The sequence below is a fragment of the Paraburkholderia xenovorans LB400 genome (assembly GCF_000013645.1).
GTDB classification, from domain to species: domain Bacteria; phylum Pseudomonadota; class Gammaproteobacteria; order Burkholderiales; family Burkholderiaceae; genus Paraburkholderia; species Paraburkholderia xenovorans.
Window position 1 is genome coordinate 2,995,781 of the sequence record NC_007951.1, and the last position, 22,910, is coordinate 3,018,690.

20 protein-coding genes are annotated in these 22,910 nt (G+C 59.0%); 13 read left to right on the plus strand and 7 right to left on the minus strand.

Going from position 1 to position 22,910, the window contains the following annotated elements; translation table 11 throughout:
- Window positions 1-24 precede the first annotated feature (24 nt).
- Window positions 25-1,125 (minus strand): zinc-binding dehydrogenase, encoded by a 1,101-nt coding sequence (locus BXE_RS13330; RefSeq protein ID WP_011488823.1) that lies wholly within the window; start codon window positions 1,123-1,125, stop codon window positions 25-27.
- Window positions 1,126-1,470: 345 nt separating this feature from the next.
- Here BXE_RS13330 and tnpA point away from each other — a divergent pair, with 345 nt between their 5' ends.
- The 3 genes from tnpA (at window position 1,471) to tnpC (ending at window position 4,010) form a co-directional block, all read left to right on the plus strand.
- Window positions 1,471-1,953, plus strand: a complete 483-nt coding sequence (tnpA, locus tag BXE_RS44270) for an IS66-like element accessory protein TnpA (RefSeq protein WP_233518776.1) — start codon at window positions 1,471-1,473, stop codon at window positions 1,951-1,953.
- Entirely contained in the window at window positions 1,953-2,306 is a 354-nt protein-coding gene (gene tnpB, locus BXE_RS13335; protein WP_006762801.1) for an IS66 family insertion sequence element accessory protein TnpB, read from the plus strand. The genes tnpA and tnpB overlap by 1 nt, the downstream gene beginning before the upstream one ends.
- A 99-nt stretch (window positions 2,307-2,405) precedes the next feature.
- On the plus strand, window positions 2,406-4,010 hold the full coding sequence (tnpC, locus tag BXE_RS13340) for an IS66 family transposase (protein ID WP_011488825.1): 1,605 nt from the start codon (window positions 2,406-2,408) through the stop codon (window positions 4,008-4,010).
- Window positions 4,011-4,409: 399 nt separating this feature from the next.
- On the opposite strand, the gene BXE_RS13350 is transcribed toward tnpC, so the two are convergent.
- The 5 genes from BXE_RS13350 to BXE_RS13370 all read right to left on the minus strand — a co-directional run bounded on the left by BXE_RS13350 (window position 4,410) and on the right by BXE_RS13370 (window position 10,662).
- Window positions 4,410-5,765: a sensor histidine kinase gene (locus BXE_RS13350; protein ID WP_011488826.1), complete on the minus strand. Its 1,356-nt coding sequence runs from the start codon at window positions 5,763-5,765 to the stop codon at window positions 4,410-4,412.
- A 120-nt stretch (window positions 5,766-5,885) separates the two neighbouring features.
- Window positions 5,886-6,599 (minus strand): response regulator transcription factor, encoded by a 714-nt coding sequence (locus BXE_RS13355; RefSeq protein WP_011488827.1) that lies wholly within the window; start codon window positions 6,597-6,599, stop codon window positions 5,886-5,888.
- Window positions 6,600-6,609: 10 nt separating this feature from the next.
- The gene (locus tag BXE_RS13360) at window positions 6,610-7,428 is read right to left on the minus strand and encodes a MipA/OmpV family protein (RefSeq protein ID WP_049782187.1); all 819 of its coding nucleotides are present in this window, start codon (window positions 7,426-7,428) and stop codon (window positions 6,610-6,612) included.
- A gap of 903 nt (window positions 7,429-8,331) precedes the next feature.
- Window positions 8,332-9,360, minus strand: coding sequence for a cyclase family protein (locus BXE_RS13365; protein ID WP_011488830.1), 1,029 nt, complete (start codon window positions 9,358-9,360; stop codon window positions 8,332-8,334).
- Between the two features lie 87 nt (window positions 9,361-9,447).
- Window positions 9,448-10,662: a citrate synthase family protein gene (locus BXE_RS13370; RefSeq protein ID WP_011488831.1), complete on the minus strand. Its 1,215-nt coding sequence runs from the start codon at window positions 10,660-10,662 to the stop codon at window positions 9,448-9,450.
- 147 nt (window positions 10,663-10,809) lie between these two features.
- Between BXE_RS13370 and BXE_RS13375 the strand changes: the two genes are divergently transcribed.
- From BXE_RS13375 to BXE_RS13425, 10 genes are all read left to right on the plus strand, one after another.
- Window positions 10,810-12,171 (plus strand): acyclic terpene utilization AtuA family protein, encoded by a 1,362-nt coding sequence (locus tag BXE_RS13375; protein ID WP_199577079.1) that lies wholly within the window; start codon window positions 10,810-10,812, stop codon window positions 12,169-12,171.
- Window positions 12,158-12,463 (plus strand): DUF4387 domain-containing protein, encoded by a 306-nt coding sequence (locus BXE_RS13380; RefSeq protein WP_011488833.1) that lies wholly within the window; start codon window positions 12,158-12,160, stop codon window positions 12,461-12,463. Before BXE_RS13375 ends, BXE_RS13380 begins: the two co-directional genes overlap by 14 nt.
- 25 nt (window positions 12,464-12,488) lie before the next feature.
- Window positions 12,489-13,925 carry an MFS transporter gene (locus BXE_RS13385; RefSeq protein ID WP_148222950.1) on the plus strand — a complete coding sequence of 479 codons (1,437 nt, stop codon included), beginning with the start codon at window positions 12,489-12,491 and terminating at the stop codon, window positions 13,923-13,925.
- A gap of 316 nt (window positions 13,926-14,241) precedes the next feature.
- Window positions 14,242-15,300: a porin gene (locus BXE_RS13390; RefSeq protein WP_011488835.1), complete on the plus strand. Its 1,059-nt coding sequence runs from the start codon at window positions 14,242-14,244 to the stop codon at window positions 15,298-15,300.
- A gap of 75 nt (window positions 15,301-15,375) precedes the next feature.
- The gene (locus BXE_RS13395; protein WP_011488836.1) at window positions 15,376-15,741 is read left to right on the plus strand and encodes a BON domain-containing protein; all 366 of its coding nucleotides are present in this window, start codon (window positions 15,376-15,378) and stop codon (window positions 15,739-15,741) included.
- A gap of 800 nt (window positions 15,742-16,541) precedes the next feature.
- Entirely contained in the window at window positions 16,542-18,083 is a 1,542-nt protein-coding gene (locus BXE_RS13405; RefSeq protein ID WP_011488837.1) for an IS3 family transposase, read from the plus strand.
- Window positions 18,084-18,201: 118 nt separating this feature from the next.
- Window positions 18,202-18,681, plus strand: coding sequence for a MarR family winged helix-turn-helix transcriptional regulator (locus tag BXE_RS13410; protein WP_011488838.1), 480 nt, complete (start codon window positions 18,202-18,204; stop codon window positions 18,679-18,681).
- Window positions 18,682-18,748: 67 nt separating this feature from the next.
- Window positions 18,749-19,312 carry an isochorismatase family protein gene (locus BXE_RS13415; RefSeq protein ID WP_011488839.1) on the plus strand — a complete coding sequence of 188 codons (564 nt, stop codon included), beginning with the start codon at window positions 18,749-18,751 and terminating at the stop codon, window positions 19,310-19,312.
- Between the two features lies 1 nt (window position 19,313).
- Complete coding sequence (locus BXE_RS13420; protein ID WP_011488840.1) at window positions 19,314-19,643, plus strand: hypothetical protein; 330 nt, start codon at window positions 19,314-19,316, stop codon at window positions 19,641-19,643.
- On the plus strand, window positions 19,615-21,057 hold the full coding sequence (locus tag BXE_RS13425) for a DHA2 family efflux MFS transporter permease subunit (RefSeq protein WP_011488841.1): 1,443 nt from the start codon (window positions 19,615-19,617) through the stop codon (window positions 21,055-21,057). Before BXE_RS13420 ends, BXE_RS13425 begins: the two co-directional genes overlap by 29 nt.
- A gap of 298 nt (window positions 21,058-21,355) precedes the next feature.
- Here BXE_RS13425 and BXE_RS13430 read toward each other — a convergent pair whose 3' ends face one another.
- A complete protein-coding gene (locus tag BXE_RS13430; RefSeq protein WP_011488842.1) occupies window positions 21,356-22,696 on the minus strand; it encodes a tyrosine-type recombinase/integrase in 1,341 nt (446 codons plus the stop codon).
- Window positions 22,697-22,910: the final 214 nt, after the last annotated feature.

Consider the following 22,910-nt stretch of genomic DNA (forward strand, 5'->3'; position numbering starts at 1 on the left):
CGCACGGTAAGAGCGCTGATTCGACTAGCCATGAGTATATTTTCGCCTGCAGGGACTGATCACGACCAGCGAGAGCGGACCAGCGTTATCGGCTGCGAAGGCAACCGCTTCATTGGCATCGTCCAAAGCAAATTCGGTGACGTTGAACTTCGTCAGGCTGACCAGCCCGGCACGAATCATTGAAACCATTTGCGGGATCGCCACACGCGGGTACATCCATTGACCTCGAAGCGTGACTTCATTGTGCATAAGCCAGGCATATGGCAGTGCAGGCTCGTCGTCTCCGGTCTTCCTGACTCCCCCCATGAGCACCAAGCGGCCACCACGCCTGAGCGCCTTCGCACCCGCCAGCACCTGCGACGCAGACGCCCCACGGGGCAATATGTCCAACGCGAGGTCTATCTCCCCTTCCGCGAGTTCGCAGATTCGTCGTGTATCGTCTACGTCTCCTGTCATGCGTACGCAACTCACCCGCGGACCGAGCAGACGAGCCAGTTCATCGAGCTTGTGCTGATTACGACCAGCGGCCACAACTTTTGCCGCGCCCATAGCGAGCGCCGCGACGACTCCGGCGCTGCCGAATCCTCCCGTTGCCCCGTTGACAAGCACGGTATCGCCAGGCTGCAGCTCTCCAGCGAGCAGACCGCCGAACGGCACCAGCAATTGGCTCAACGCGCACCACTTCCCCGCATCGCGCTCTTCCAGATCACCAATAGCCGTGACATTCTCGGTCGGCACCAGCATCTGCGTCGCAAAGGAACCGTGGTGATAGAAGCGATGCAGAGAAAGGGCCGCCGGATTACGTGCGGTCCATCCTTGCAGAATCGTGTCCGGGTTAATGGCATTGTCACGCGCGCGAATGGTCGGGTCACAGTAGACCCAGTCGCCAACTGCGAGCCGTGTGGAATCCGGACCCACCGCACGCACCCGGCCTATAGCGCCAGCACCCGGCACGAGCGGCGGCTCCAGCAGGTAATTCCGGGCGCCGGAGAAGACGCCGTGTGCATAGCTCGCCACTCCTGTCGCGACGACGTCAACGATGACTTCGCCTGTTCCAATAACCGGATCGGGTAATGTTTCGATGGAGAGCGGAGTACCGAATGCATTGAGAAGAGCAGCTTTCATTGGAGCCTCGCTGTATGTCAGGTGAAATTCACTAGGGTTGTTTGAGGCTGAACGTGAATTTCGGAAATACGTCTGCTCGCGCTTGCCTTCTGCACCACAGCGCGAATCAGTCGGGCCTCAAGACGCAAACTCGTGCTGGAAATGAATCCACTGCACCGATTGGTGCCCGGCGCAAACGACTCCATTTGTCATCACGATCGACTTCGACAGCACCTCAGGCAATGTGCCCGGGTATCATCTGAAACAGCGTTCTCGGGAGTTTCGTAAGCGCGAAATTCTCCGCACCTAGGCAGCGCTGCCGAATCGATCCACGACTGCGTCCGCAGACTTGACTTGCGGACGCAGATGATGACCGACACTGACTTTGACTTTCTCCCTCTGCGCGTAACCCGGACGTGCGCGGATGGCAAGCATCGATACGATCCGGAGGGCAAGCGTAAGTTGATCGCAGCCTGTCGCCGGCCGGGCGCGTCATTGGCTGGTCTGGCGCTGAAGGCTGGGGTCAATGCGAACCAGTTGCGCAAATGGGTGCAACTGGAAGAGCGACGTGAAGTTGCCGACGTTTCACATGATGCTATCGCGCAAGCACCGTCAACCTTCGTGCCGGTCGTCTTGATCGGCGAGTCACTGGCATCGACTCCTGCGGACACAGCATTACCAGCCCCGCGGCCGTTGCTGCAACGAGATCCGCCACGTCCGTCGCCGCGAGCTGCACCACTTGCGCGCTTGTCGGCAACACTGCCTAACGGTGTCGTGCTCGAGCTCGAATGCTCTGGGAGAGACACCTCGCTGGTCACGGCGATGATTGCCGCGCTGGGAGCGGGCTGATGTTCCGCTTCGACAACGACCTGCGGATCTACCTGCATCGCGAGCCGATCGACTTCCGGGCTGGACTGAATACGCTGGTGACGATGGTCGAACAGTCGATGCAGCTCGATCCGCTCGCACGAGCCGTCTTCGGATTCCACAACCGGAAACGGGATCGGGTAAAGCTGTTGCTCTATGACCGTGCCGGCTTCTGGCTGATGTTGAAACGGCTCGAGGTGGATCGTTTCGCGTGGCCCCGTCGTCAGCAGGCCGTGATCGAACTCACGGTCGACCAGCTCCATCTGCTGCTCGACGGCGTCGATCTCGACGCGCTGCGTCCACATCCCGCACGACAGTACTGCTTCACGAGTTGAGGAGCGGAATCGCGAACGTCGTTGGCGAACAACGGCCGTCCCGGCTGTTACACATCTCCGTAAACCTGTGCGACGCCGCGCTTCGCTATCGTGAAGCGCATGAAAGCCGATCTCGCCCGATTGCCGCAGGCCGCCAAGGTCTATATCCACGAACTCGAAGCAGGTCTCGCCGAGCGCGATGCCAGGATCGACGAACTGACCAAGCGCCTCGACGCGTTGGAAGAGCAATATCGTCTCGCACTGGCCCGACAGTACGCGCCAAAGAGCGAAAAGCGCGAGGGCCGCGTGTTCAACGAGGCCGAAGATGCCGCCGACGCCGATCCAGACGGCGCAGGCGACAGTGACATGCCTTCGCTGCCGGACACCGGATTGCCGGAGCTCGACAAGCCCGAGCCGCGTAAGCGCGGCCGCAAGCCGCTGCCTGCGGATCTGCCGCGCGAGCGCATTGAGTACGACCTGCCCGAAGAGCAGAAGATCTGCCCGTGCTGCGGCAAAACCCTGCACCGCATGGGCGAGGACGTCAGCGAACAGCTGCACATGGAGGTCAAGGTATCGGTGCTGCAGCACGCGCGCGCCAAATATGCGTGCCGGCACTGTGAACGTCACGGCGTGCGTACGCCAATCGTGATCGCGCCAATGCCAGCGCAGCCCCTGCCGGGCAGCCATGCCAGTCCGTCGATGATCGCCGCCGTCACGGCCGGCAAGTACGTCGACGGCACACCGCTGTATCGAATGGAGGATGTGCTCGCGCGCTCGAACATTGCAGTCAGCCGCGGCACGCTGGCGAACTGGATCATCCGCCCGGCCGAGCTGCACTACGCGCGGATTTACGATGCGCTCAAGCAGATTCTGCGAAGCCAGTGGTTGATCCACGGCGATGAGACCACGGTCCAGGTGCTCAAGGAAAAGGATCGAAAGGCACAGGACACGTCGTACATGTGGGTCTACAGGAGCGCAGCGGACAGCGAGCAGCCGGTCGTGTTGTTCGAGTATCAACCTGGGCGCGGTGGGGAACATCCGCGTGCCTTCCTCGGCGACTACGCCGGCACGCTGATGACGGACGGTTGGCCTGCCTGGCGCACGATCAAGACGGCGATGCACCTCGGATGCCTGGCGCACGCGAGGAGGCTGTTTACGGACGCGCTCAAGGGCCAGAAGAACAAGCCGAGTCCCCGCATCACGAAGGCACTCGAGTTCTTCCAGGCGCTGTATCAGGTCGAGGCGCTCGCGAAGCAAACGCTGCCTGAAGGCGAAACGCTGACCGATTACCGGTATCGCCTGCGGCAGCAGCACAGCGTGCCGCTGTTGACCGCCTTCAAGACCTGGCTTGACGAGCTGGCACCGAAGGTTCTGCCGCAGAGCCTGCTGGGCGAAGCGATCGGTTACTGCCGTCGGCAATGGCAGTATCTGATCCGCTACGTCGATAACGGCCGTCTGCCGCTTGATAACAACGTCATCGAGCGCGACATCAGGCCGTTTGCCACTGCGAGAAAATCGTGGTTGTTCAGCGACACGGTTGCGGGTGCGAAGGCGAGTGCGATGGTATACAGCATGATGCTCACATGCCGCGCCTGCGGCGTCGAACCGCGCGCCTGGCTGCTGCATGTGCTGACCGAATTGCCGCAGCGCGCCGCAGACGCGGACATCAGCGACCTGCTGCCGTTCAATTACGTGAAGCAACAAGCCGAGGCGAGCGTGAGCTGACACAGCGAGCGCGCCGCAGTCATCGCGCCGGCACACTTTACCGAAACCCAGATGCGGCCATCGCCGGTCAGCCTCGGCCGTAGCGATGCGGCTATGCTTGCCCATCAGCTGCAAATGATTCTCCATTCGGTGTGCTGAATTTACCGCTTACGGAGTTTCCTGAGTTGGCGGGACATCAATGCCTCCATCACCACTTCGTATGACTTACCCAATATCTTCGACCGTGCCACGGGGTTGCTCATATCCCCGGCTTTCACAACTATCGGAATCCCGACTGCTTCGCTCAGATCAACTGCCAACAGTCTCGCGGTTTCCTCAACGACGAGATGCGCATCGACGTTCCGCCCGTGCATATGACGAGAATCGCGCGACGAGTCAGCGGTTCGACAAAGAGGAAGGTCATAGCCAGACAGTGAAGCGCGTTCCAATCGAAAGTGAGCTCACTGTCAGGCGCCAATCATGCACCGCTGCAATTTCCTTGCATATTGCCAATCCCAGGCCCGCGCCATCGTGCCTTGCATCGGGCGCGCGCCAGAATCGCTTGAACAGAAACGGAAGATGATCCTTCCGGATACCAGGCCCTTCGTCAGAAATCTCGATCGATATCCCATCAATCGTCAACAACACGATGCCGTAAGCAGGGGACGCGTTGATCGCGTTTTCGACGATATTCTTGAGGAGGATGAACAACGCGCTTTTGTCCGCCCAGATCGACGGTGCCGCGTCGCGCTCATCCACACGTAACTTCACCTGCTTTGCATCGGCCTTGCGAGCCAGATAGGCAACGACATCCTGCGCCACGTCGACAATGTTGGCTTCGCCGAAGTCGAAATTCTGTGCTTCGCTGACTTCGGCCAGATGTAGCAGCTGTCGCACCTGCCTCGACATCAGGTCGATTTCGCGGAACAAAAGATCTCTTTCCTTGATCTCCGGCTGCAACTCGATCTGCCCGCGGATCAACGTCAGCGGCGTTTGAAACTCATGCGCAGCAGCCGCAAGAAATTGCTGCTGAACCAGGAAGCCGTTCTCGAGCCGTCCGAGCGCCTCGTTGAAGGCATTGATCAACGGCTTGAGCTCACTTGGAACACCATGGGTCGAAAGGCGCGTTTTCAGATGACGCGGAGTTATCTGCGCCGCCGCGTCGGACGCGTCCCGCAACGGCTTGAGCATGCGGCGGATCGTAAACAACAGCACAACGCCGAATATAGCGATTGTAATAAAGAAAATGACCCTGACCGTCGACGGAATGGGCTTGACCTTTGAACTGACCAGTATGTCTATGAACCTGGCGCTCGTCGCGGTCTGCACATAGAACTCGGATTGTCCCCGCAATACCCTGCGCGTCGCGATCGAAAACCGCCGGCCGTCGACATCCGCGTGGGCTATCTTGCCAACGTCGGCAGAAAGGTCGCCCATCAGCCACGGACCGTCTTTTTCTGCTCCCGCGGATGCGAGCAGGACGTGACCCTGCGCGTCCAGCACACGATATTTGAGCTCGGTGGGCGCAACCTGAAACAGCCAAGCCTGCCGATCGGGAAGCTCCACATCGCGGGGAAAGCCGGAGTCGTCGAACCTGATTGAATCAATTACCCTGGCGAGACTCTCCATCTCTTCACGTCGACCCAGAGTCTGCTCCGGGTAGTGATCGAGAACATGGATAACCATCCCGGCAAGCACGGTCAGGCTGGCTGCGAGCGCGACGACGGTCGTCACCCATAACCGGGCCGACAGACTTCGAATCCAGTGATTGAACATGGCGGCTCTCAGGTTAAAACGGGAGCGGAATTGCTGGGCGTCGGAATACTCATATCGGGTGGATCCGCGGGCGACACGAATCGGTCGCTCTTGCGGTCCGATGGCCGCAGAACGGGTCCCTCATGTGCCTTCGGGTCGCGAAGGCTGCTGCCGTTGCGCCGTAGCGTCCTCCAGGGCAAATCCTGCGCCGCGAAGATTCGTCAGTCGCGCCCTTGCGTTGATCGCGAGAAGTTTCTTCCGCAACCGGTGCACGGTCACATCCAGCGCATTCGGTGTTACTGCTTCGCCAAGCCCCCACGCGGCATGCTCGAGTGCCAAATGCCGAACAGTTCGGCCACCCGCCTCGACAAGGCAAAGCATGATCTGTAGTTCGGCCGGGGCAAGCAGAACCGATAGCACGCCGCAGCGCATCTCGCGTTGGCGGGGATCCACGACCACATCCGCGTATGACGCAACCAACGTTGTCAGCGTCACCGGGCGGCGCATCAGGGTGCGCACCCGCGCGACCAGCTCGCTCATTGCAAACGGCTTGGTCACGTAGTCGTCCGCGCCGCTTTCCAAGCCGTCGACTCGATCGTGCAAGGCATCGCGGGCCGTGAGCATCAAGCATGGCGTCATCCGGCCCGCCGCACGCAACTCACGCAGGAAAGTCAGCCCATCGCCATCAGGAAGACCACGATCGACAATCAACACCGCGTAGTCGGCCCGGCTCACGCCATAGGTCGCCTCCGAGATATTGCGGAAAACGTCCGCCTCGACTCCCACCCCGGCGAGGGCCTGGCCCACCATGTCGGCAAGGCGTTCGTGATCTTCGACAATTGCAACCCGTGACATGACACTATGCTCACTTGAACTGATAGGTGTAACCGATCCTTATATCCGGGACGTATCTCTTCCCGACAAGCGGACTGTCCGTGATGCCGCCGCCAAAATGCGACACACCAACGTCCAGCAGGAGGCGTTGGTGCCGTGTGAGGTTGTAGTCGACACGGGTTCCCAGCGACGTATTCCAGCTTGCCCGTCCCGTGTACGCCGCGCGCCCGGGGCGCGCCTCCGAGGGGCGTACGCCATAATAGTAATCAACGTATTTGCCGCTCAACCATTCGACACCAACGTGCGGTGTGATCGAAAAGGTCCCCATTTCGAAGGTCTTGCTGTAATCGACGCCGGCCCGCTCACCCTTGTTCCCGCCTAGCAGGTAGTCCCCGGAGAACGTCCCAAATGCGCTACGCCACGCGAGCGCCGGGCCGTACCAGAATGCACCGTTTCTGTCCTCCATGCCATTCAGGATCGGAGCGTCGGACTGCTTGTAACCGTCACCAAAATTAAATCTCCCACGCAACGCGACACTTACGCCGTCCCAGTTCCCGATCTTCAGGTCGATCGTTGTACCCAGCAAATGCACCCATTTGTCGTCGAAATACACCAGCGGAAACGGCTCGACCTTTGAGCCGTAACCCTTGTACGGCGACTCTCCGATGCTGACACCCCCGCCAAGCCCCCAATGGGTCACATCGGTCGCATTGTTCAGGATCGTAAAACCAGAATTCGCGGTCCCGGTTTGGTCCGTGTCCGCTCCCTGTGCCCACGCAATCTCCGAAGAGAGCCCAAGCAAGATCGTGGACAAAAATATACGGCGAACAGGCAAAGATTTTTTTCTCACAGTCGCTTCCGGAAAGTCAGTGAACAGGATGGAACTGACTTTATGGGAGTTCGACTTACCAGTTACTTACCGACCTGAGAATCGACTATAAACAACGCGGCTCTACGCAACCGTGCTGTAGCTCTTCGGTCGAGCAGATCCATACTCCACCGCTGCAACGCGCAATGGATCCGCGGGGGGCACATGCAGTTTTGTAGTCCGGTAGCAATCCGAGGCGAATGATTCCCTGCGCTGCGCCTCACCGTCGACAAGGCATTCCAGTCTGACTGCAACAGGGACCGGGTCGTTATCAAAGGCGAGCGCACCTCTGCCGTTTGCCATTCGCAATGAGGGGAATCTTCGACGAACACCACATCGTCAGGCATCGCGACACTTCGCAATTTTCCGTCCGAATAACTAAGGATCTCTTGTGCAGCCGTTGATTTTCACCTTCCGCCGAAGTACTACAAGTACATGGCGATCGTCCCGTTTGGAACGTGCGCAGGCAATGCTTGAGGCACTACCAATGTCCGGATGCCGTCGAACGCCAGTCTGTCGGACCGGGCGAAGCATGATCGGATTGGTCACTGAGGCAGATCGTTCTGTCACTACGACTTCGTTGCCGGGAGCTCATTGACTGAGCACTTACGTCCGGGTGCACTCAGTGTGCCGTATTCGGCTGGGCTCTAGCTCCTTTGGCCGGTCGCGCTGCCGAGTCCTCATTGGTTGAATCCGTAGGTTGGACCAGACATTCAAGCTGGTTTTCTCCGACCCAGCAGATGGCCTCGCCCCTCTCCCGCGGCTCGAGATCATCTGATCCAGCCTCGCGTCAAGCGTCGGACGAAAGAAGGCGCGGCAAACCGGAATTCACCCACACCCTCACGCGCTACTGCAGAGAACGACTACAGGAGCACTCATAGGCTTCTACACTGTTGCGACCGGCGTGACCGGTGAGCCAGCTGCCCCTGGCAAGCGCAGCGGCGGAGCGGTAAGCAGGAACCTGTTGCGACCGTGCTCGCGCAGCCACCGATTCAGGGGCGAGAGTAACCATTGCTCTCCGAGCGGCACTCCCAACTTGAAAAGGCAATGCTCGTGGATGGTGCTCGCGGCGCCCGCTGGCGGTGGGAGAATCTCAACAGCACGGTTGTCCGAAATGAGGGCGGCGACACCGGAGTCTGTGATCCATTGCAGCAGTCGGCGGTCGGATCCATCGAGCCCCGCGCAGCTGTTGTGCAGTCGCCAGGGGTCCGGTGCTCGATTCATTTCGAGCAGTAACTCGTCAAAACCCGTGCACAAACACAGCATGTCGCCTGGTTCGACTTCCACTCCGTCCTCCTCAAAAATCCGCATGAGTTCTTCATAGCGGACGCGGTGGTGTTCGCGGCCAAAACGCTCGAACAGGTCGACCATTACGCCGCGCCCTTGCACGCAAGTCGCAGCCATCGTGTCGATGCCTAGTGGTCCGGCGCTGACGCCTTCATGACTCGCCCATTCCTCGACATCCTCTCGCGGCGGTGGCGTCACAATATGTTCGCCACCGCGCCATCCGTTGTAGTAGACGACCTCGGCGATGCCGTCACCGTCCGCATCAAACTCGGCGCCGACGTGTGCAAGGCTGTCCCATTGCGTCGAGTATTGAGTAGAGAGGAGCACGGCGTCGTCGCAGACAACCGACCGCCGCCCAGTGCCCGGCACAGGTCGCGCGTGATTGTGAAAGCACTGGCCGCCAAGCATCGCACCGAACAGCCGGGGCGGGTGTCGCCGGGGATTGGCGACATCGCCCCCGGGATAGTCAAGCGGCAGGCTCAAGCAAAACGTGATGCCTTCCCGTGCCTCTGCGAGACCTTGCCTGACCTTTTCTGGTGTCAGGAGATTCAGCCTGCCGATCTGATCCTCGTTACCGAAATCACCCCAGTTCGACCCCTCCGGCCGACGTACCCACCGCTTGTTCACGCTGTCTCCTTGAACCCCAGGTTTTCGCTGAACATACAGTTCGGGAAAGGAATGTGTCAATATCGATTGTTTGTATCGATATAAGAATCAACCGGGTAGAACACCGTTGTAATTGACCTTCCAGCGTACCAGGGGCATCTCGTTTTGCTGCTCCCACGCATGTGCCACCCAACCGGCAATGCGCCCCAGCCGCACCAGATTCGCGTCCGGCTCGGCGCCGATGCGGCGGTTCACATAGGCAGCCAGCAGCGCAAAATCCGGTTGCTGGCCCGTAAGATCAATGGCGAGGTCGATAGCGCGCTCGAAGCGTGCAAAGTTCCGGTCGGTCGCCAGCAGAACGCGCAACGAGGCCCACAATGCTGCCGAACGTGGATCTGGCGCATTGAATGGCGAATAGCCAAACCCAGGAATGTCTTCGCTCTCCCGCATGCGAATCCTGATCGGCTCGGTCGAATCCTGGGCGTTGTCGATTTCGGCCAGAAAGCGGGAAAACGCACCGACGCGAACAGCCGGCAAGCGTTTGCCCGTGGCAGCCGACAGGCCAGCAATCACGCACCGATAGGGCGTTGCGCCGGTACTGGCCGCCGCGCGAGCGACGTAGGTTGCGGGATGCAATGCCTGATCGGCCGAAAGAACGAGCACCCTGCGTACGGCATCCTCAAGTTTCGGTCCGCATTTTGTCGTCGCACCAATGTAGCGATGCAGCGGCAGCCTGGCCGGAGATGACTGTCCGAGCATCCAGGCCGCGAACCAGCGCAACACGTCTGCCCCGGAGCGAAGAAAGCCATGCTTGCCGAGATCGTGCGCACGAGGATTCGCCGCCTCGATGGCGGGAAGCAGCATGATGGCTCGGTCCAGCGCACTAAAGTTGCCACAGGCCTTGAGCAGCGCATCACTTTGCGGGGGAAGCGCGGTCGCAGGGCATTCAAAGGGATCGAAGTCACCGGCATCCCACAGCAGCCGGGCAACGTCCTCCAGAGTGGCCTTCTCTGCCAGATCGATGGCACTCACACCGCGATAGAAGGAGCCCGCCTCCGTCATCAAGGTGATAGCCGACGAGCCCGTCAGACCGGGCGCGGTGTCGCGCGCCGAGGCAGGCGCGATCCCCGACTTGATCTGTTCAATATCCGAGCGCAGGTACCGGCTGACCCGGCTGCCGCGAGTCTTGTGCGCACGGATGTTCTTGCGGCTGACATAGGTATAGAGCGTGGGCACGCTGACATTCAATGCGCTCGCGGCTTCCTCCGCCGTCATGTAAAGGCTATCGCTGGAGCCCAGCGGCACGGGAGTTGTGTTTGTCATGTGGGGCGGAGATCAAGTCAATATATCGACAATTATCATCGAGATTGACTGATGATGCCACATACATCGACACTTGTTCCCAGCCGGGCCATTGATCATCCGGATGGAGACAACATGAAGGAATGCAGGTTTATTGCCGCGAGCGGGATGCTCGGCATCGGCGTCCCCGAAGACAGCTTGCGCAAGGCGATGGCGTGCGAGCCACATTTCGTTGCTGCCGACGCCGGCACCACGGACGCGGGTCCGTTTGCATTGGGAATGGGCGTGTGCGCGTTTCCACGTGAAGCGATCTTGCGGGACCTCACCACCCTGCTGCGAAACACCGTGCCCGCCAAGGTTCCACTGCTGATTGGCTCGGTGGGCACGGGCGGCGCAGACGTGCACGTTGACTGGTTCATGGAGATCGTCCGCGAGGTCGCAGCTTCTGAGGGGCTGGAGCTCAAGGTCGCCGAGATTCGCTCGGAGCAGTCAAAGGACTTCCTGCTGGAACAACTTGGACAGGGGCGAATCCGCGCACTCAACCCGGCTCCCCAGCTCGACGAAACGACGATCCGGCGCAGCGAGCGCATAGTCGGCATGATGGGCGTCGAGCCGTTGCAGGCGGCGCTCGCCGCCGGCGTTGATCTCGTCGTGGCTGGGCGGTGCAGCGATCCCGCACTGTATGCGGCCATGCCGATCCAGATGGGCCTGCCGCATGGGCTCGCCTGGCACGCGGGCAAGGTTGTCGAATGCGGTCCCTCGGTTTGCGAAAGGCCCGCACATGGCATGATCGTCGGCTATGTGCGGCCCGACGAAGTGGTGATCCAGCCGATCGGCCCAGGTTTGCGTTGCACGACACAATCCGTCGCCGCGCATAGTCTCTACGAGAACGCCGATCCGTTTTGCTTCACTGAGGCCTCCGGCGTACTGGACATCAGCGAGACCGTTTACGAACAGATCGACGAGACAAGCGTGCGGATACGGGGAAGCAAGTTCGGACCAGCCGAGCGGCCCACCATCAAGCTCGAAGGCGCCGAACTCGTGGGATATCAAAGCATCATGGTGGGCGGCGTCCGCGATCCCTTCATCCTGAGGGAATTTGACGACTGGCTCGCCAAAGTGATTCAGCGTGTCGAGCTGTCGGTGGAAAAGGTATTCGGGAAATCATTGGAAGCGATGGGCGCCAGGATCGACTATCACGCATACGGCCGCGACGGCGTAATGGGCGCGCTCGAGCCAGATCGCGCACGAATCCCGCACGAGATCGGGCTCGTTGTCGAAGCAACCGCTGCGGACCAGCAGACCGCCAGCGCCCTGGTGCAATTGACACGGCAACCGTTGCTGCACCAGCCCACGACCAAGTGGAAAGGATCGATCACGGGCTTCGCTTGCCTGCACAACCCGGCGCACATTGAACGCGGGCCGGTGTATGCCTTCAACATGAATCACGTCGTGCTGCCGGATACGCCAGTATCCATGTTTCGGATCGCCGTCACGCATATCGAGGAAGCCAGGCATGCAACTCTCTGACATCGCGGCGATGATCCGCAGCAAGAACGCAGGCCCTTTTGTCTTGACCTTTGACATCCTGTTCAGTGAGGACGAGAGCTATGAACTGGTCAAGCGCTCGGGGGCGCTCAACGTCGAGATGTTTTCGCGTCTGTATCACACCACACCCGACAAGGTCCGGTTTTTCGAATGCGACAGTGCCCGCGCATTCAAGTTCAGTATCCCGCATCCGTCGACGCAAGGTGCACTGGGGGCATCGGATCTGCACGGCGGGCAGCAGTTCATTCCGCTATTGAGCGTCCGGATCGACTGACCGGTCGACCCAGGAGGAGACAACATTGAACAAGATATTGATGGCTGCAAGAGCCAGGGAAAGTCGCGCGCCCGCTCGCAACGATCCCGAGAATGCCGCTGCGGTGGCTCAGATCGGTGCGCGCATTGACGCGCTGAACGGGTCGATGCGCCTTTGGGGATGGGTCGCCCTGATCGCGGTGGGCGGCTTCTTCGAAATTTACGACCTGGCTTTGACTGCTCCCCTTTCCCCAGGGCTCGTGGCAGCGGGGATTTTCAAAACAGGGAATGCTGGCCTGTTCGGATTTTCCGACCAGGCAACCTTCATAGCAGCTACCTTCCTCGGCCTGTATGTCGGTGTGATCGGATTCGCAGGATTAGGAGACCGGTTCGGTCGCAAGGCTGTGTTCGGCTACGCGCTAGCCTCCTACGCTCTTGCGACGTTTGTCATGGGGTTGCAGAACGACTCGATCTGGGTCTGCTTCTGGCGATTCCTGGCAGGTGTCGGACTGGGCGCCGAGTCTGTCGCAATCGACTGCTTCATCGTGGAAATCATGCCCAGGCACCTCCGGGGCAAGGCGTTCGGCATGGGTAAATCCATCGAATATTCTGCAATCCCCATCGCAGCCCTGCTGGCGGCCGTCCTGGTCCCGCGCTCGATATTGGGCATTACGGGGTGGAGGTGGTTGACCTTCCTTCCAGCAGCGGGGGCTGCGGCATTCTGGATATTTCGCCGAAATTTGCCGGAGTCCCCGCGTTGGCTTGCGTCGCAAGGACGTCGGGAGGAGGCGCACGCCGTGCTAGACGCCTTTGACGCTGGTGAGCCGCCTGGAGTGCAGCCCGCACCGGTTGTGTCAGCGCCGACAGGGCCCAGCACGGCACACCGCACTTCCCCTCGCTACGTGCGCAATGCGATGTTGATGATGATCGTCTACTTCGTCTTTCAGAACATTGCCTACTACGGATTCAGCAACTGGATCCCCACGCTGCTGGAAGCGCAGGGTGTGCCGCTACAGCACAGCCTCTTTTATACCTTCGGCGTCAGTCTTGCAGCGCCGTTGGGGCCAATATTGGTCGCGTTGCTGGCAGATCGATTCGAGCGCAAGCACCAGATCATCGTAATTGGCCTGGTCGCCATTGTATTAGGTGTCGTCTTCGCACACTCCGTCTCTCCCATTGGCTGGATCAGCACGGGCATCGGATTGACATTCGCGAATGCGGCCTTGAGCTTTCACGGTCATGCTTACCAAAGCGAAATCTTCCCTACGTCCATAAGAGCCCGCGCCGTTGGCTTCGTGTACTCGTTTACGAGACTTTCGGCAGCCATCAGCGGGTACATCGTTGCCTTTGCTTTGACGCGTGGCGGCGTCGCGACAGTGTTCCTTACGATCAGCGGCTGCATGCTCGTCGCGGTGGTCACCATCGGACTGGCCGGGCCGAGAACACGCAACAGGACCTTTGAGGAAATAACGGGGCAACCGTGATCAAGATAGCCACTCCTACTGGAAGGTCATCTCTTGACCCGGACGGTATGACGGACGCACCCCGCCGCACGAAGCCATGATTTTCGGCTCCCGACCGCACCGAAAGGCCGCGGTCAGAGTGCCAGTCTTATCTGCCGTTTGCCGCAAAGCTGAACTTCCTTGAAGCGGCAGTCCGGCAGAGATGTTTTGGCGTCGAGGAGACAGACGCCTCTGGAGACCGTTTCCGTCAACTCGCACTGCTGGCCCCGGGCCGGGCAGACGCGATCGTCGGTGACGTTTAGGCCATCACAATTCGATTATTTATATAGGTCTACGAATGAATAAAGGTCCGCTTGCGGCAATCCTGCTTTCCTCGGTATTCAATCTTGCGCACGCACAGTCAAGTGTGAGCCTCTACGGTATTGTTGGCGGAGGCGTCAGATGGGTTAATGGAACGAAGGGAGGCTCGACAGTCGAATACTCCAACATCATCGCGCCGAACCGGTTCGGCCTGACCGGCTCCGAAGACATCGGTGCGGGAGTGAAGGTCATTTTCCGTCTGGAAAACGGCTTCAACTCCTCAAATGGCACCTTGGCCACAAATAACGTCCTTTGGTCCCGTCAAGCATATGTCGGATTGGATGGGATATATGGACGTCTGACGATGGGACGCCAGTTCAGTTCCTTTGAGGATTTGGGTATTTCTCTGGATCCGTCACTGATTGGCGGCGCAGATCCGGCGATCACTCCGGGCGGTCTTCTCGGTGTGAACTTTTTCACTTTGGATAGCCGCTTCAACAACTCCGTGAAGTATACAAACGGCTTCGCCGGAGCAAAGCTTAGTGCAAGCTATTCATTCGGCGGTGTCGCCGGGAACCAGCGCGCAGGATCCAACTATTCGGCGGCCGCCAGCTACGATACGGGACCGCTAAGAGGCGGTATTGCATATCAACGCACCTACAATGCGGATGCAAGCCAGATCGCACAGAACTATTATGCCGGCGGCGTGTGGCAAATTGGACCCGTTCGCGCCTATCTCAGCTATCTGGTATTAACCGTGAGCGGATCGACGAAAGCTCCTTCCCAGCGACGTGATGATGTGCCGCAGGGCGGCGTGGTCTGGCAAATTACGCCGGCATTTGCGGTGACTGCCGCCTACTACGATGACATCGCCAGTAACCTGGGCAATGTTAAAGGCGCCAGTGGTCACAAGCAGACTGCGTATGTGATAGGTGAATATTTTCTTTCCAAGCGAACCGAGATCTACGTGGAAGCCGACCGAAATCATTTTTCCGGCGCCTACAGGAAGGATCCGACGAATATCGCGGTTCTCAACCGCAGCCCCGGGAGTTCCGGTATTACCGGCATATCGGTCGGGCTACAAACAAAATTCTAGGGATGGCGTATCGGCAGTCGCGTCAAGTTACCGCCAATTTTTCCGGAAATCTAACATACACTCGTCGGAGCAGATATGAATCAGATTACAGTGAGAGGCATGACATTGGTGTGCTTGCTCTTTACTTTGAATGCGGTCGCGCAACCGGGACAGCCCGCGAGCGGCAATGCGAATGGTGAAATGGCGTCAGCACCGACATCGCCAAATGCCGTGCGCTCCGCCAACCGGGCCTTGTCAAAGCGCGTCTTGAAGGCGCTCTCGCACGTCAAGGGGCTAGACGCTACCGGAATATTTGTTAAGGCGTCCGACGGCAACATCATCCTGTCTGGAGTGGTCCAGGAAGCCAGTCAGATTCCTCTCGCGGTGCAGGCGGCGAGGAACGTCGACGGTGTGAGGTCCGTTCGCGAAAGCCTTCGGTTAGCTACTCAACCCACCCAGTGAGATGCCACACCATGTGATTTACGCTGGTTCGCATGTCTCGCGAACCACCGATTCAAACACCGGCGCGCGATCACTCCTCTAAGGGATCTCACACAATTCTCTTCGACAGAAAACTGTGCTGCCCGGAGATCCCGGGTGCTCGGATGCGAACTCTGCGCGCGAGCACGTCGATGACGATCATCGGTGCGGCCAATGCGGGCTGGTAAACACAGGCCGGGTCTTGATGATGGCATCGTCCGCTGACAGGCTAATCTCGAGGCGGATGTGCAGCAAGTCGGGCATCGCGAGACTTGCGCGGCGTTGATGTGCTCAACTGCCGAACCTGCGCGCCATCAGATCGATCTCGCGAAACAGCAGTTCCTGCCCTCGCTCCCCGGTTGCAACTCGATCTGACCTCGGATCAAGGTGATCGGTGTTTGCAGTTCGTACGCAGCTGAGGCAAGATACTTTTCATGCACCGTGAAGCCGTTTTCAAGTCTGCCGAGCGTCTCTTTGAATACGATGAGATACGCAGCGCGTCGCGACACGCGGCATCGCGCTCGACTACCCGAATCAGTTGTTTCATACGCCCCTCTTTCGCGTTAGAGGGTTGGTCGGGCACACCATCCAGTCCGTTTTCGTTAGCGGCGTGCAGCGCAAAACCCGCGCCACGGATGTTCGCGAGCCTCGTTGCGGCACCAAGCGCCGTCAGGTTCTTGCGCAGCGGGTGCAGGTCACTTCCAGCGCGTTCGTGTTGATTTTCACGCAGTCTTAACCCACCGGGGGTGCGGACAAAATCTTGGACTACCTGGAGGTAGTCCGTGTACTCGTACGAAGACCGCATTCGAGCAGTTAAGCTTTATCTGAAGTTGGGCAAGCGTATCAAGGCGACCATCAGACGGCTGGGGCACCCGACAAAAAACTCTCTGAAGGCGTGGCATCGCGAATACGAACAGTGCCATGATTTGCGACCCGGCTATGTTCGTGCCGCGCCGAGGTATTCGGCCGAAGAGAAACAGGCTGCCGTCGCTTACTATCTGAGCCATGACCGATGTGCTGCTGCGACCTTGAAGGTTTTCGGCTACCCGAGTCGTGGGACGTTCGCCAAATGGATCGAAGAATTGTGTCCCGAGATCGGAAAGCGTACTGTCGGCAGAGTGGCGGGCAGCGTTCCGAAATCGCGCGAGGCCCGACAGGCGGCGGTGATTGAACTGTGCACCAGAGATGAAAGCGCAAGTATGATTGCTCAGAGAGCGGGCGTGAGCAGGCCTCTACTGTACAACTGGAAGAACCAGCTACTTGGTCGGGAGGTTCCAGCATCCATGAAGCGCCCGAAGAAGCCAGCACCGAACTTTGAGCGGGCGGAGCTGGAGCAGCAGGTCGAATCGCTTCGACGCGACATCCGCAAGCTGGAGCTCGAGCGCGATATCCTCAAGAAAGCGAACGAACTGGTAAAAAAAGGGATGGGCATCGACCCGCATCTCCTGAGCAACCGGGAGAAAACGATGCCGGTTGATGCCCTGAAACAAACCTATGGGTTGCCAGAGCTGTTATCCGCCCTGAGGCTTGCCCGCAGCTCCTACTTCTACCACCGTGCACGTCTGCTTGTCGCTGACAGGCATGCTGACGCGCGTCGCGTGATTGCAGACATCTTCGAATGTAATTACCGTTGCTATGGCTATCGTCGAATTCGAGCGGCGTTGAGCAGGCAGCAGGTATTCATCTCAGAGAAGGTCGTGCGACGTTTGATGCGACAGGAAGGCCTGGCCGCTGCCACAACGAGACGACGTCGCTATGGCTCCTATCGTGGAGAAATCACTCCCGCTCCGGATAACCTCATCAATCGTGATTTCCGTGCAGCCGCCCCGAATCAAAAATGGCTCACGGACGTCACCGAGTTCCAGATCCCTGCCGGCAAGGTGTATCTGTCGCCGGTAATAGACTGCTTCGACGGACTCGTTGTGAACTGGTCAATCGGCACGCGTCCCGATGCTGAACTCGTCAATGCCATGCTGGATTCTGCCATCGAGTCGGTAGCCGACAGCAATGATCGGCCAGTGGTCCACTCCGATCGTGGTGCTCACTATCGATGGCCGGGATGGCTATCCCGAATGCGCGATGCCAGGCTTGTTCGCTCGATGTCACGCAAAGGATGTTCGCCTGATAACGCAGCCTGTGAAGGTTTCTTCGGGAGACTTAAGACGGAAATGTTTTATCTTCGTGATTGGCGAGCTACGACCGTTGATCAGTTTATCGAGGTTCTCGACTCCTATATCCGGTGGTACAACGCAACGCGGATCAAGGTCTCGCTCGGCTCTCTTAGTCCGGTCGAATACCGGCAAAGTCTTGGAATCGCGGCATAACCAGTCCAAGAATTTAGCCGCACCCCCGTGGGTCAGTTCTGCGTGGACATCAACAGCCTCGAGGCCTTCGATGTCGCGGTCGGCATCCAGTACCACTGCAGAGCAGAGCGGCGCGGCAATGAAAGACAAACTTGCAAGTTTATCTTTCATCTACTATAGTGCGGCTATGACAGTCGATTCCTCCCTGGAGATTGTTGCGAAGGATCTCACGGCAGCGATCAGTCGATTGCTGCGGCGACTACGCGCTGAATCCAACCCGACCGAATTGGCCCTTTCCCAGATGGGCGTCCTGGCTCGTCTGGAACAAGGCGGCCCCATGACCACTGCGGATCTCGCTCGTGCAGAACTGATGAAGCCGCAGTCGATGGGCGTCATTCTGGCGAGTCTTGAGCAGGAAGGACTGATCGAGCGTCGATCTCACCCGACGAATCGTCGCCAGATCCTTTTTGCGTTGACCGAGACTGGCATGGCGGTGAGAACCAGCCACCGCGCCATGAAGCGTAACTGGTTGGTCAGTGCCCTCGGCCAACTCGATCCCGCGGACCTGAAGGCGCTTGTCGCGGCAACCGCGATCATCCGGCAGATTGGCGATTCCTGACCTTCGCTCGTACTACCGCCGTTGGCGGTGCAGAGCCAGATCGACTTCAATTTATTAGGATACCTATATGGCTGCAACTCAACTGGACCTCAAAACTGCGCTGATCGTCATCGACCTGCAGAAGATCGTTGCATCGATTCCCACTGCCCATCCCTTCACGAACGTACTGGAAAACGCCAGTAATCTGGCGGCAACTTTCCGCCAGCACGGTCTTCCCGTCGTGCTGGTAAACGTCGTCGGAATGGCGCCGGGCCGGACTGAGCAGCATCACGCGGGCGGCGCGCTCCCGCCGGACTGGTCCGAGCTGCTGCCGGAGCTGGATAGGCAACCGCAGGATCATCTCGTATCCAAGAGAACCTGGGGGGCGTTCACCAGCACCGGCCTTGAGACGCACCTCAAATCCGCCGGGGTCACCCAGGTAGTGGTCTGCGGCGTTGCGACAAGCGTGGGTGTGGAGTCAACCGCGCGGCAAGCACATGAACTCGGCTTCAACGTCACTCTCGCAGTGGACGCCGTGACGGATATTAGTGCGGAAGCGCACGCCAATAGCCTTGAGTGGATTTTTCCGCAACTCGGCGAGACGGGCACATGCAGGGAGATTGCCAATCTCCTTTCGAAAAGGAGTACCTGAAATGTCCTCGCTTTTCCTGCTTGCTTATTTCTTCGGCGGTTTCTTCCTGGCAAACGCTGTGCCGCACGTCGTGAGCGGCATGATGGGACGGTCATTTCAGAGCCCGTTCGCCAAGCCGCCCGGAGAAGGCTTGTCGTCATCGAGCATCAACGTGCTCTGGGGTTTCTTCAATATTGTTATCGGTTATCTGCTGGTCTGTCGCGTCGGCGATTTCCAGTTGAGGGATACGGCAGACATTCTCGCTTTGGGTGCCGGCGCATTCCTGATCTCATTGCTCTCGCCACGGCATTTCGGCCGTTTCAATGGCGGCCATGTCACAAACCTCTCCTAGAAAAGCCGTTGATACCGCGGACGCGCCTGCAACGGACCGGCTTGATCCCGCAGTCTGGAAAATTGCCGGCGTCGCTCTGTTCGGGGCGTTGCTCGCCCAGCTCGACGCGACGATCGTCAACGTCTCACTGTCGAACCTCGCGGTGAAACTCAACAGCAGCCTTTCGACGATCCAGTGGGTCACGAGCGGTTATTTGCTGGCACTCACTCTGGTTCTGCCGCTGAACGGATGGCTGGTCGACCGCATCGGCGCCAAGGCGCTCTACCTGTGGTGCTTCTCCGCGTTTGCGCTGTGCTCGGCGCTGTGTGGCGTTGCCTGGTCGGCGCCCTCGCTGATCGGGTTCCGCGTCCTGCAGGGCGTCAGCGGCGGGCTCCTCGCGCCTATGACGCAGATGATGATCGCTCGGGCTGCGGGCAAGCACATGGCCCGCGTAGCAGGCTATATGGCGCTTCCTGTGCTGCTGGCCCCGGTCCTGGGTCCCATCATCGCTGGCGCCATCCTGCAATATGCGTCCTGGCGCTGGCTGTTTCTGGTCAATCTGCCGGTTGGCGGCATTGCACTTCTGCTTGTGCTCCTGTTCCTCCCGAACGACCAAAGTGAGACGACGCGGCGAACGTTGGACTGGTCCGGTCTCGCGTTGCTCTCACCCGGGTTGGCAATGTTTCTATATGGCTCCGGGCGCCTCGACCACACGGCGGGGCGCGTTATTCTGGCAATCGGCATCGCGATGATGGCAGCCTTCCTTCATGCGGCGCGGCGAAAAGGCGACGCTGCGCTGATCGATTTGCGGCTGTTCGAGGGTCACGTCTTCTCCACCGCAGCCATCACGCAATTTCTATCGAACGGCGGCATGTTCGCTGGCCAGATGCTCATCCCTGCCTTTTTGATCCAGGCGTGCGGCCGCGCGCCCGGTGAAATGGGCTGGATGCTCGCGCCGCTTGGCATCGGCATGATGCTCACCAACCCCTTCATGGGCGCGCTGACGGACAGATTCGGCATTCGGCGCGTGTCTGCGGCAGGTGCCCTCCTGACACTGGTCGCTACACTTCCCATGCTGTATCTCGCGGCCCACGGGCTGAATCTGCTGGTTCTCGTACCCGCTCTGTTTTTACGGGGACTGGGCATGAGCGGCGTAGGCCTGCCATCGCTGAGCGCCGCCTATGCTTCAGTTCGCCGGGAGCAATTGCCGATGGCGACAACTTCGCTCAACATCGTCCAGCGCCTCGGTGGACCGACGATGACGACGCTGTGCGCCACGTTTCTAGCGTGGAAGCTAAGATCCGCCGTCAATGGCCATGCAGTTTCAAGCGCGTATGCGTGGGCGTTTCTGGTTCTCTGCGGTATTCACGCCTTTGCATTTATCGCGGCGGTTCAACTGCCGCGTCGCCTAGACGACGTGTCAATCCGCGACTGAATTGTGGATTTCGTGCAGTGAGAGACGAAAAGATGACTGTGTTTTCGTATCCCCTTGGCCTTGAACGTGCATCTCAGACCCGGGCGCTGGCGTCGCCGTCCCTGACCGCCCAATGACGACCGGACCAAATATAGAGGGCGATGGTCCCGCGTATACCTCAGCCATCCTCCGGAAGCCGCCTGTCATTTGATGGTTGATTTGTAGGTCGTAAAAAAAATAAAACCCCGCAGAGCCTTGACTCTGCGGGGTTCCACGGCAATTGCTGGCGGAGACGGTGGGGTTCGAACTCGCCAGCGAATCACGCCGAGCCATTCAGACTATCTTTCAGCATATCGGTATAGCGGGTCCTAGACAGCGCAACGACATTTTTGCCTCCACGCGAATCGAATGTTGCGCGAGGCTTTTCTTTGATCCACCGATCTACCATATCCGCCCACGCCTGAAGCATCGTTCTTCGCTGATCCGCATATTCCGCTTTGTTGTAGATCGCGCGTACACCACGCTGTTCGTGCGCAAGGCATTTCTCTATCCAGTCTGTGTTAAATCCCGCTTCATGCAACAGCGTGCTCGCCGTGCGACGTAGGTCGTGCACGGTAAATGATTCAAACTCGTCGCCCCTGTCATTGATCAGCTTCACCGTGCTATCGATCACCCGATTCAGGGTCGCTGCGCTAATCGGAGAGGCGGTCTCATATCTTCCTGGGTGCAGGTACATGCTAGCCCCAAAACAAGTCTTGAAGGCCACGAGGATCTCCAACGCCTGTTCGCTCAAGTAGACTCGATGAGGCCGCCCAGCCTTCATTCGCTCCTTGGGAATGGTCCAGGTTGCAGCCTCAAAATCAACCTCGTCCCAAGTAGCGTCGATAAATTCCGATTTACGAACAAGCGTCAGCAGCATGAACTTGACTGCGAGACGTAACGTCGACATGGTGGCTACCTGCTCGAGGACATTGAAGAAGACATGAATCTCTTCCGGGTTCAGCGCCCTGTCCCGCGCTTTGAATGTGGCGATCGCACTGGGTCTGATGGACGCAGCCGGGTTGTCGACCTTGATTCCCCTCGCCTGCACGAAGCGAAATACCTGCAGCACGATTTCCCTTGCGTGGATCGCCTGAGCAGCGGCACCACGCGCCTTGATCTTCTCGCATCGCGCCATTAGTCGAGCCGGCGTGATTTCCTCCAGCTTCAGCTTGTCAAATTCCGACGCGAGGTTGCGCTCGTACACGGACTTGCGCATCGAGCGCGTTGAATCGGCCAGAGTGGCTTCTGCGAAATACTTCTCTGCCCAGTTTCCAAACGTGAAGGCGTCGTTGGCTTGCACCCGCTTTTCGACTTTCGAGCGCGAGGGACTGTTTCCTTGCTGGATCTCCCTCCGAGCTTGGGCATGCAAAAGGCGAGCTTCCGCGAGGCTGACCGACATACCAAAACTTAACTGATCCGATTCGCGCAGTTTCCGGGCCGGTGCTTGCGGATCATACCGGCCAATGACCAAGGTTTCTCGGCGGCCATTTACTCGATAGTCGTACCGGAAACTCATCCCACCAGAAGGCATTACCGCGACGTACAGCCCTTGCTGGTCAGCCACCTTGTAGATTTTTTCGCCGGGTTTCAGCGCTCGTAATTGCATATCGGTGAGCATACAGCCTCCTCGAACGTATACCGTCAACCGATACCGTCACAGCAGCTTGACGGTATCGGGCAAGGCCGTCCGAGGAGGGAATATCGATACCGTCAACAGTACCGACATCCTCGCTTGGCATTGCCCGGATCACCACGGATCAGAGCGGACAATAACCTCATGTTTTTAAAAGGGAAAACACGAAAAACCGGAGCTCCCGGAACGACTTGGGAAC

Excerpts from the sequence above, each read along its gene's own strand:
- BXE_RS13380 (WP_011488833.1), top strand. The coding sequence starts at position 12,158 with ATGCAACTCTCTGACATCGCGGCGATGATCCGCAGCAAGAACGCAGGC.
- BXE_RS13395 (WP_011488836.1), top strand. The coding sequence starts at position 15,376 with ATGAATCAGATTACAGTGAGAGGCATGACATTGGTGTGCTTGCTCTTT.
- BXE_RS13420 (WP_011488840.1), top strand. The coding sequence starts at position 19,314 with ATGTCCTCGCTTTTCCTGCTTGCTTATTTCTTCGGCGGTTTCTTCCTG.
- BXE_RS13355 (WP_011488827.1), bottom strand. The coding sequence starts at position 6,599 with ATGTCACGGGTTGCAATTGTCGAAGATCACGAACGCCTTGCCGACATG.
- BXE_RS13375 (WP_199577079.1), top strand. The coding sequence starts at position 10,810 with ATGCTCGGCATCGGCGTCCCCGAAGACAGCTTGCGCAAGGCGATGGCG.
- BXE_RS13350 (WP_011488826.1), bottom strand. The coding sequence starts at position 5,765 with ATGTTCAATCACTGGATTCGAAGTCTGTCGGCCCGGTTATGGGTGACG.
- BXE_RS13430 (WP_011488842.1), bottom strand. The coding sequence starts at position 22,696 with ATGCTCACCGATATGCAATTACGAGCGCTGAAACCCGGCGAAAAAATC.
- tnpC (WP_011488825.1), top strand. The coding sequence starts at position 2,406 with ATGAAAGCCGATCTCGCCCGATTGCCGCAGGCCGCCAAGGTCTATATC.
- BXE_RS13410 (WP_011488838.1), top strand. The coding sequence starts at position 18,202 with ATGAAAGACAAACTTGCAAGTTTATCTTTCATCTACTATAGTGCGGCT.
- BXE_RS13330 (WP_011488823.1), bottom strand. The coding sequence starts at position 1,125 with ATGAAAGCTGCTCTTCTCAATGCATTCGGTACTCCGCTCTCCATCGAA.
- tnpA (WP_233518776.1), top strand. The coding sequence starts at position 1,471 with ATGATGACCGACACTGACTTTGACTTTCTCCCTCTGCGCGTAACCCGG.
- tnpB (WP_006762801.1), top strand. The coding sequence starts at position 1,953 with ATGTTCCGCTTCGACAACGACCTGCGGATCTACCTGCATCGCGAGCCG.
- BXE_RS13415 (WP_011488839.1), top strand. The coding sequence starts at position 18,749 with ATGGCTGCAACTCAACTGGACCTCAAAACTGCGCTGATCGTCATCGAC.
- BXE_RS13370 (WP_011488831.1), bottom strand. The coding sequence starts at position 10,662 with ATGACAAACACAACTCCCGTGCCGCTGGGCTCCAGCGATAGCCTTTAC.
- BXE_RS13390 (WP_011488835.1), top strand. The coding sequence starts at position 14,242 with ATGAATAAAGGTCCGCTTGCGGCAATCCTGCTTTCCTCGGTATTCAAT.
- BXE_RS13425 (WP_011488841.1), top strand. The coding sequence starts at position 19,615 with ATGGCGGCCATGTCACAAACCTCTCCTAGAAAAGCCGTTGATACCGCG.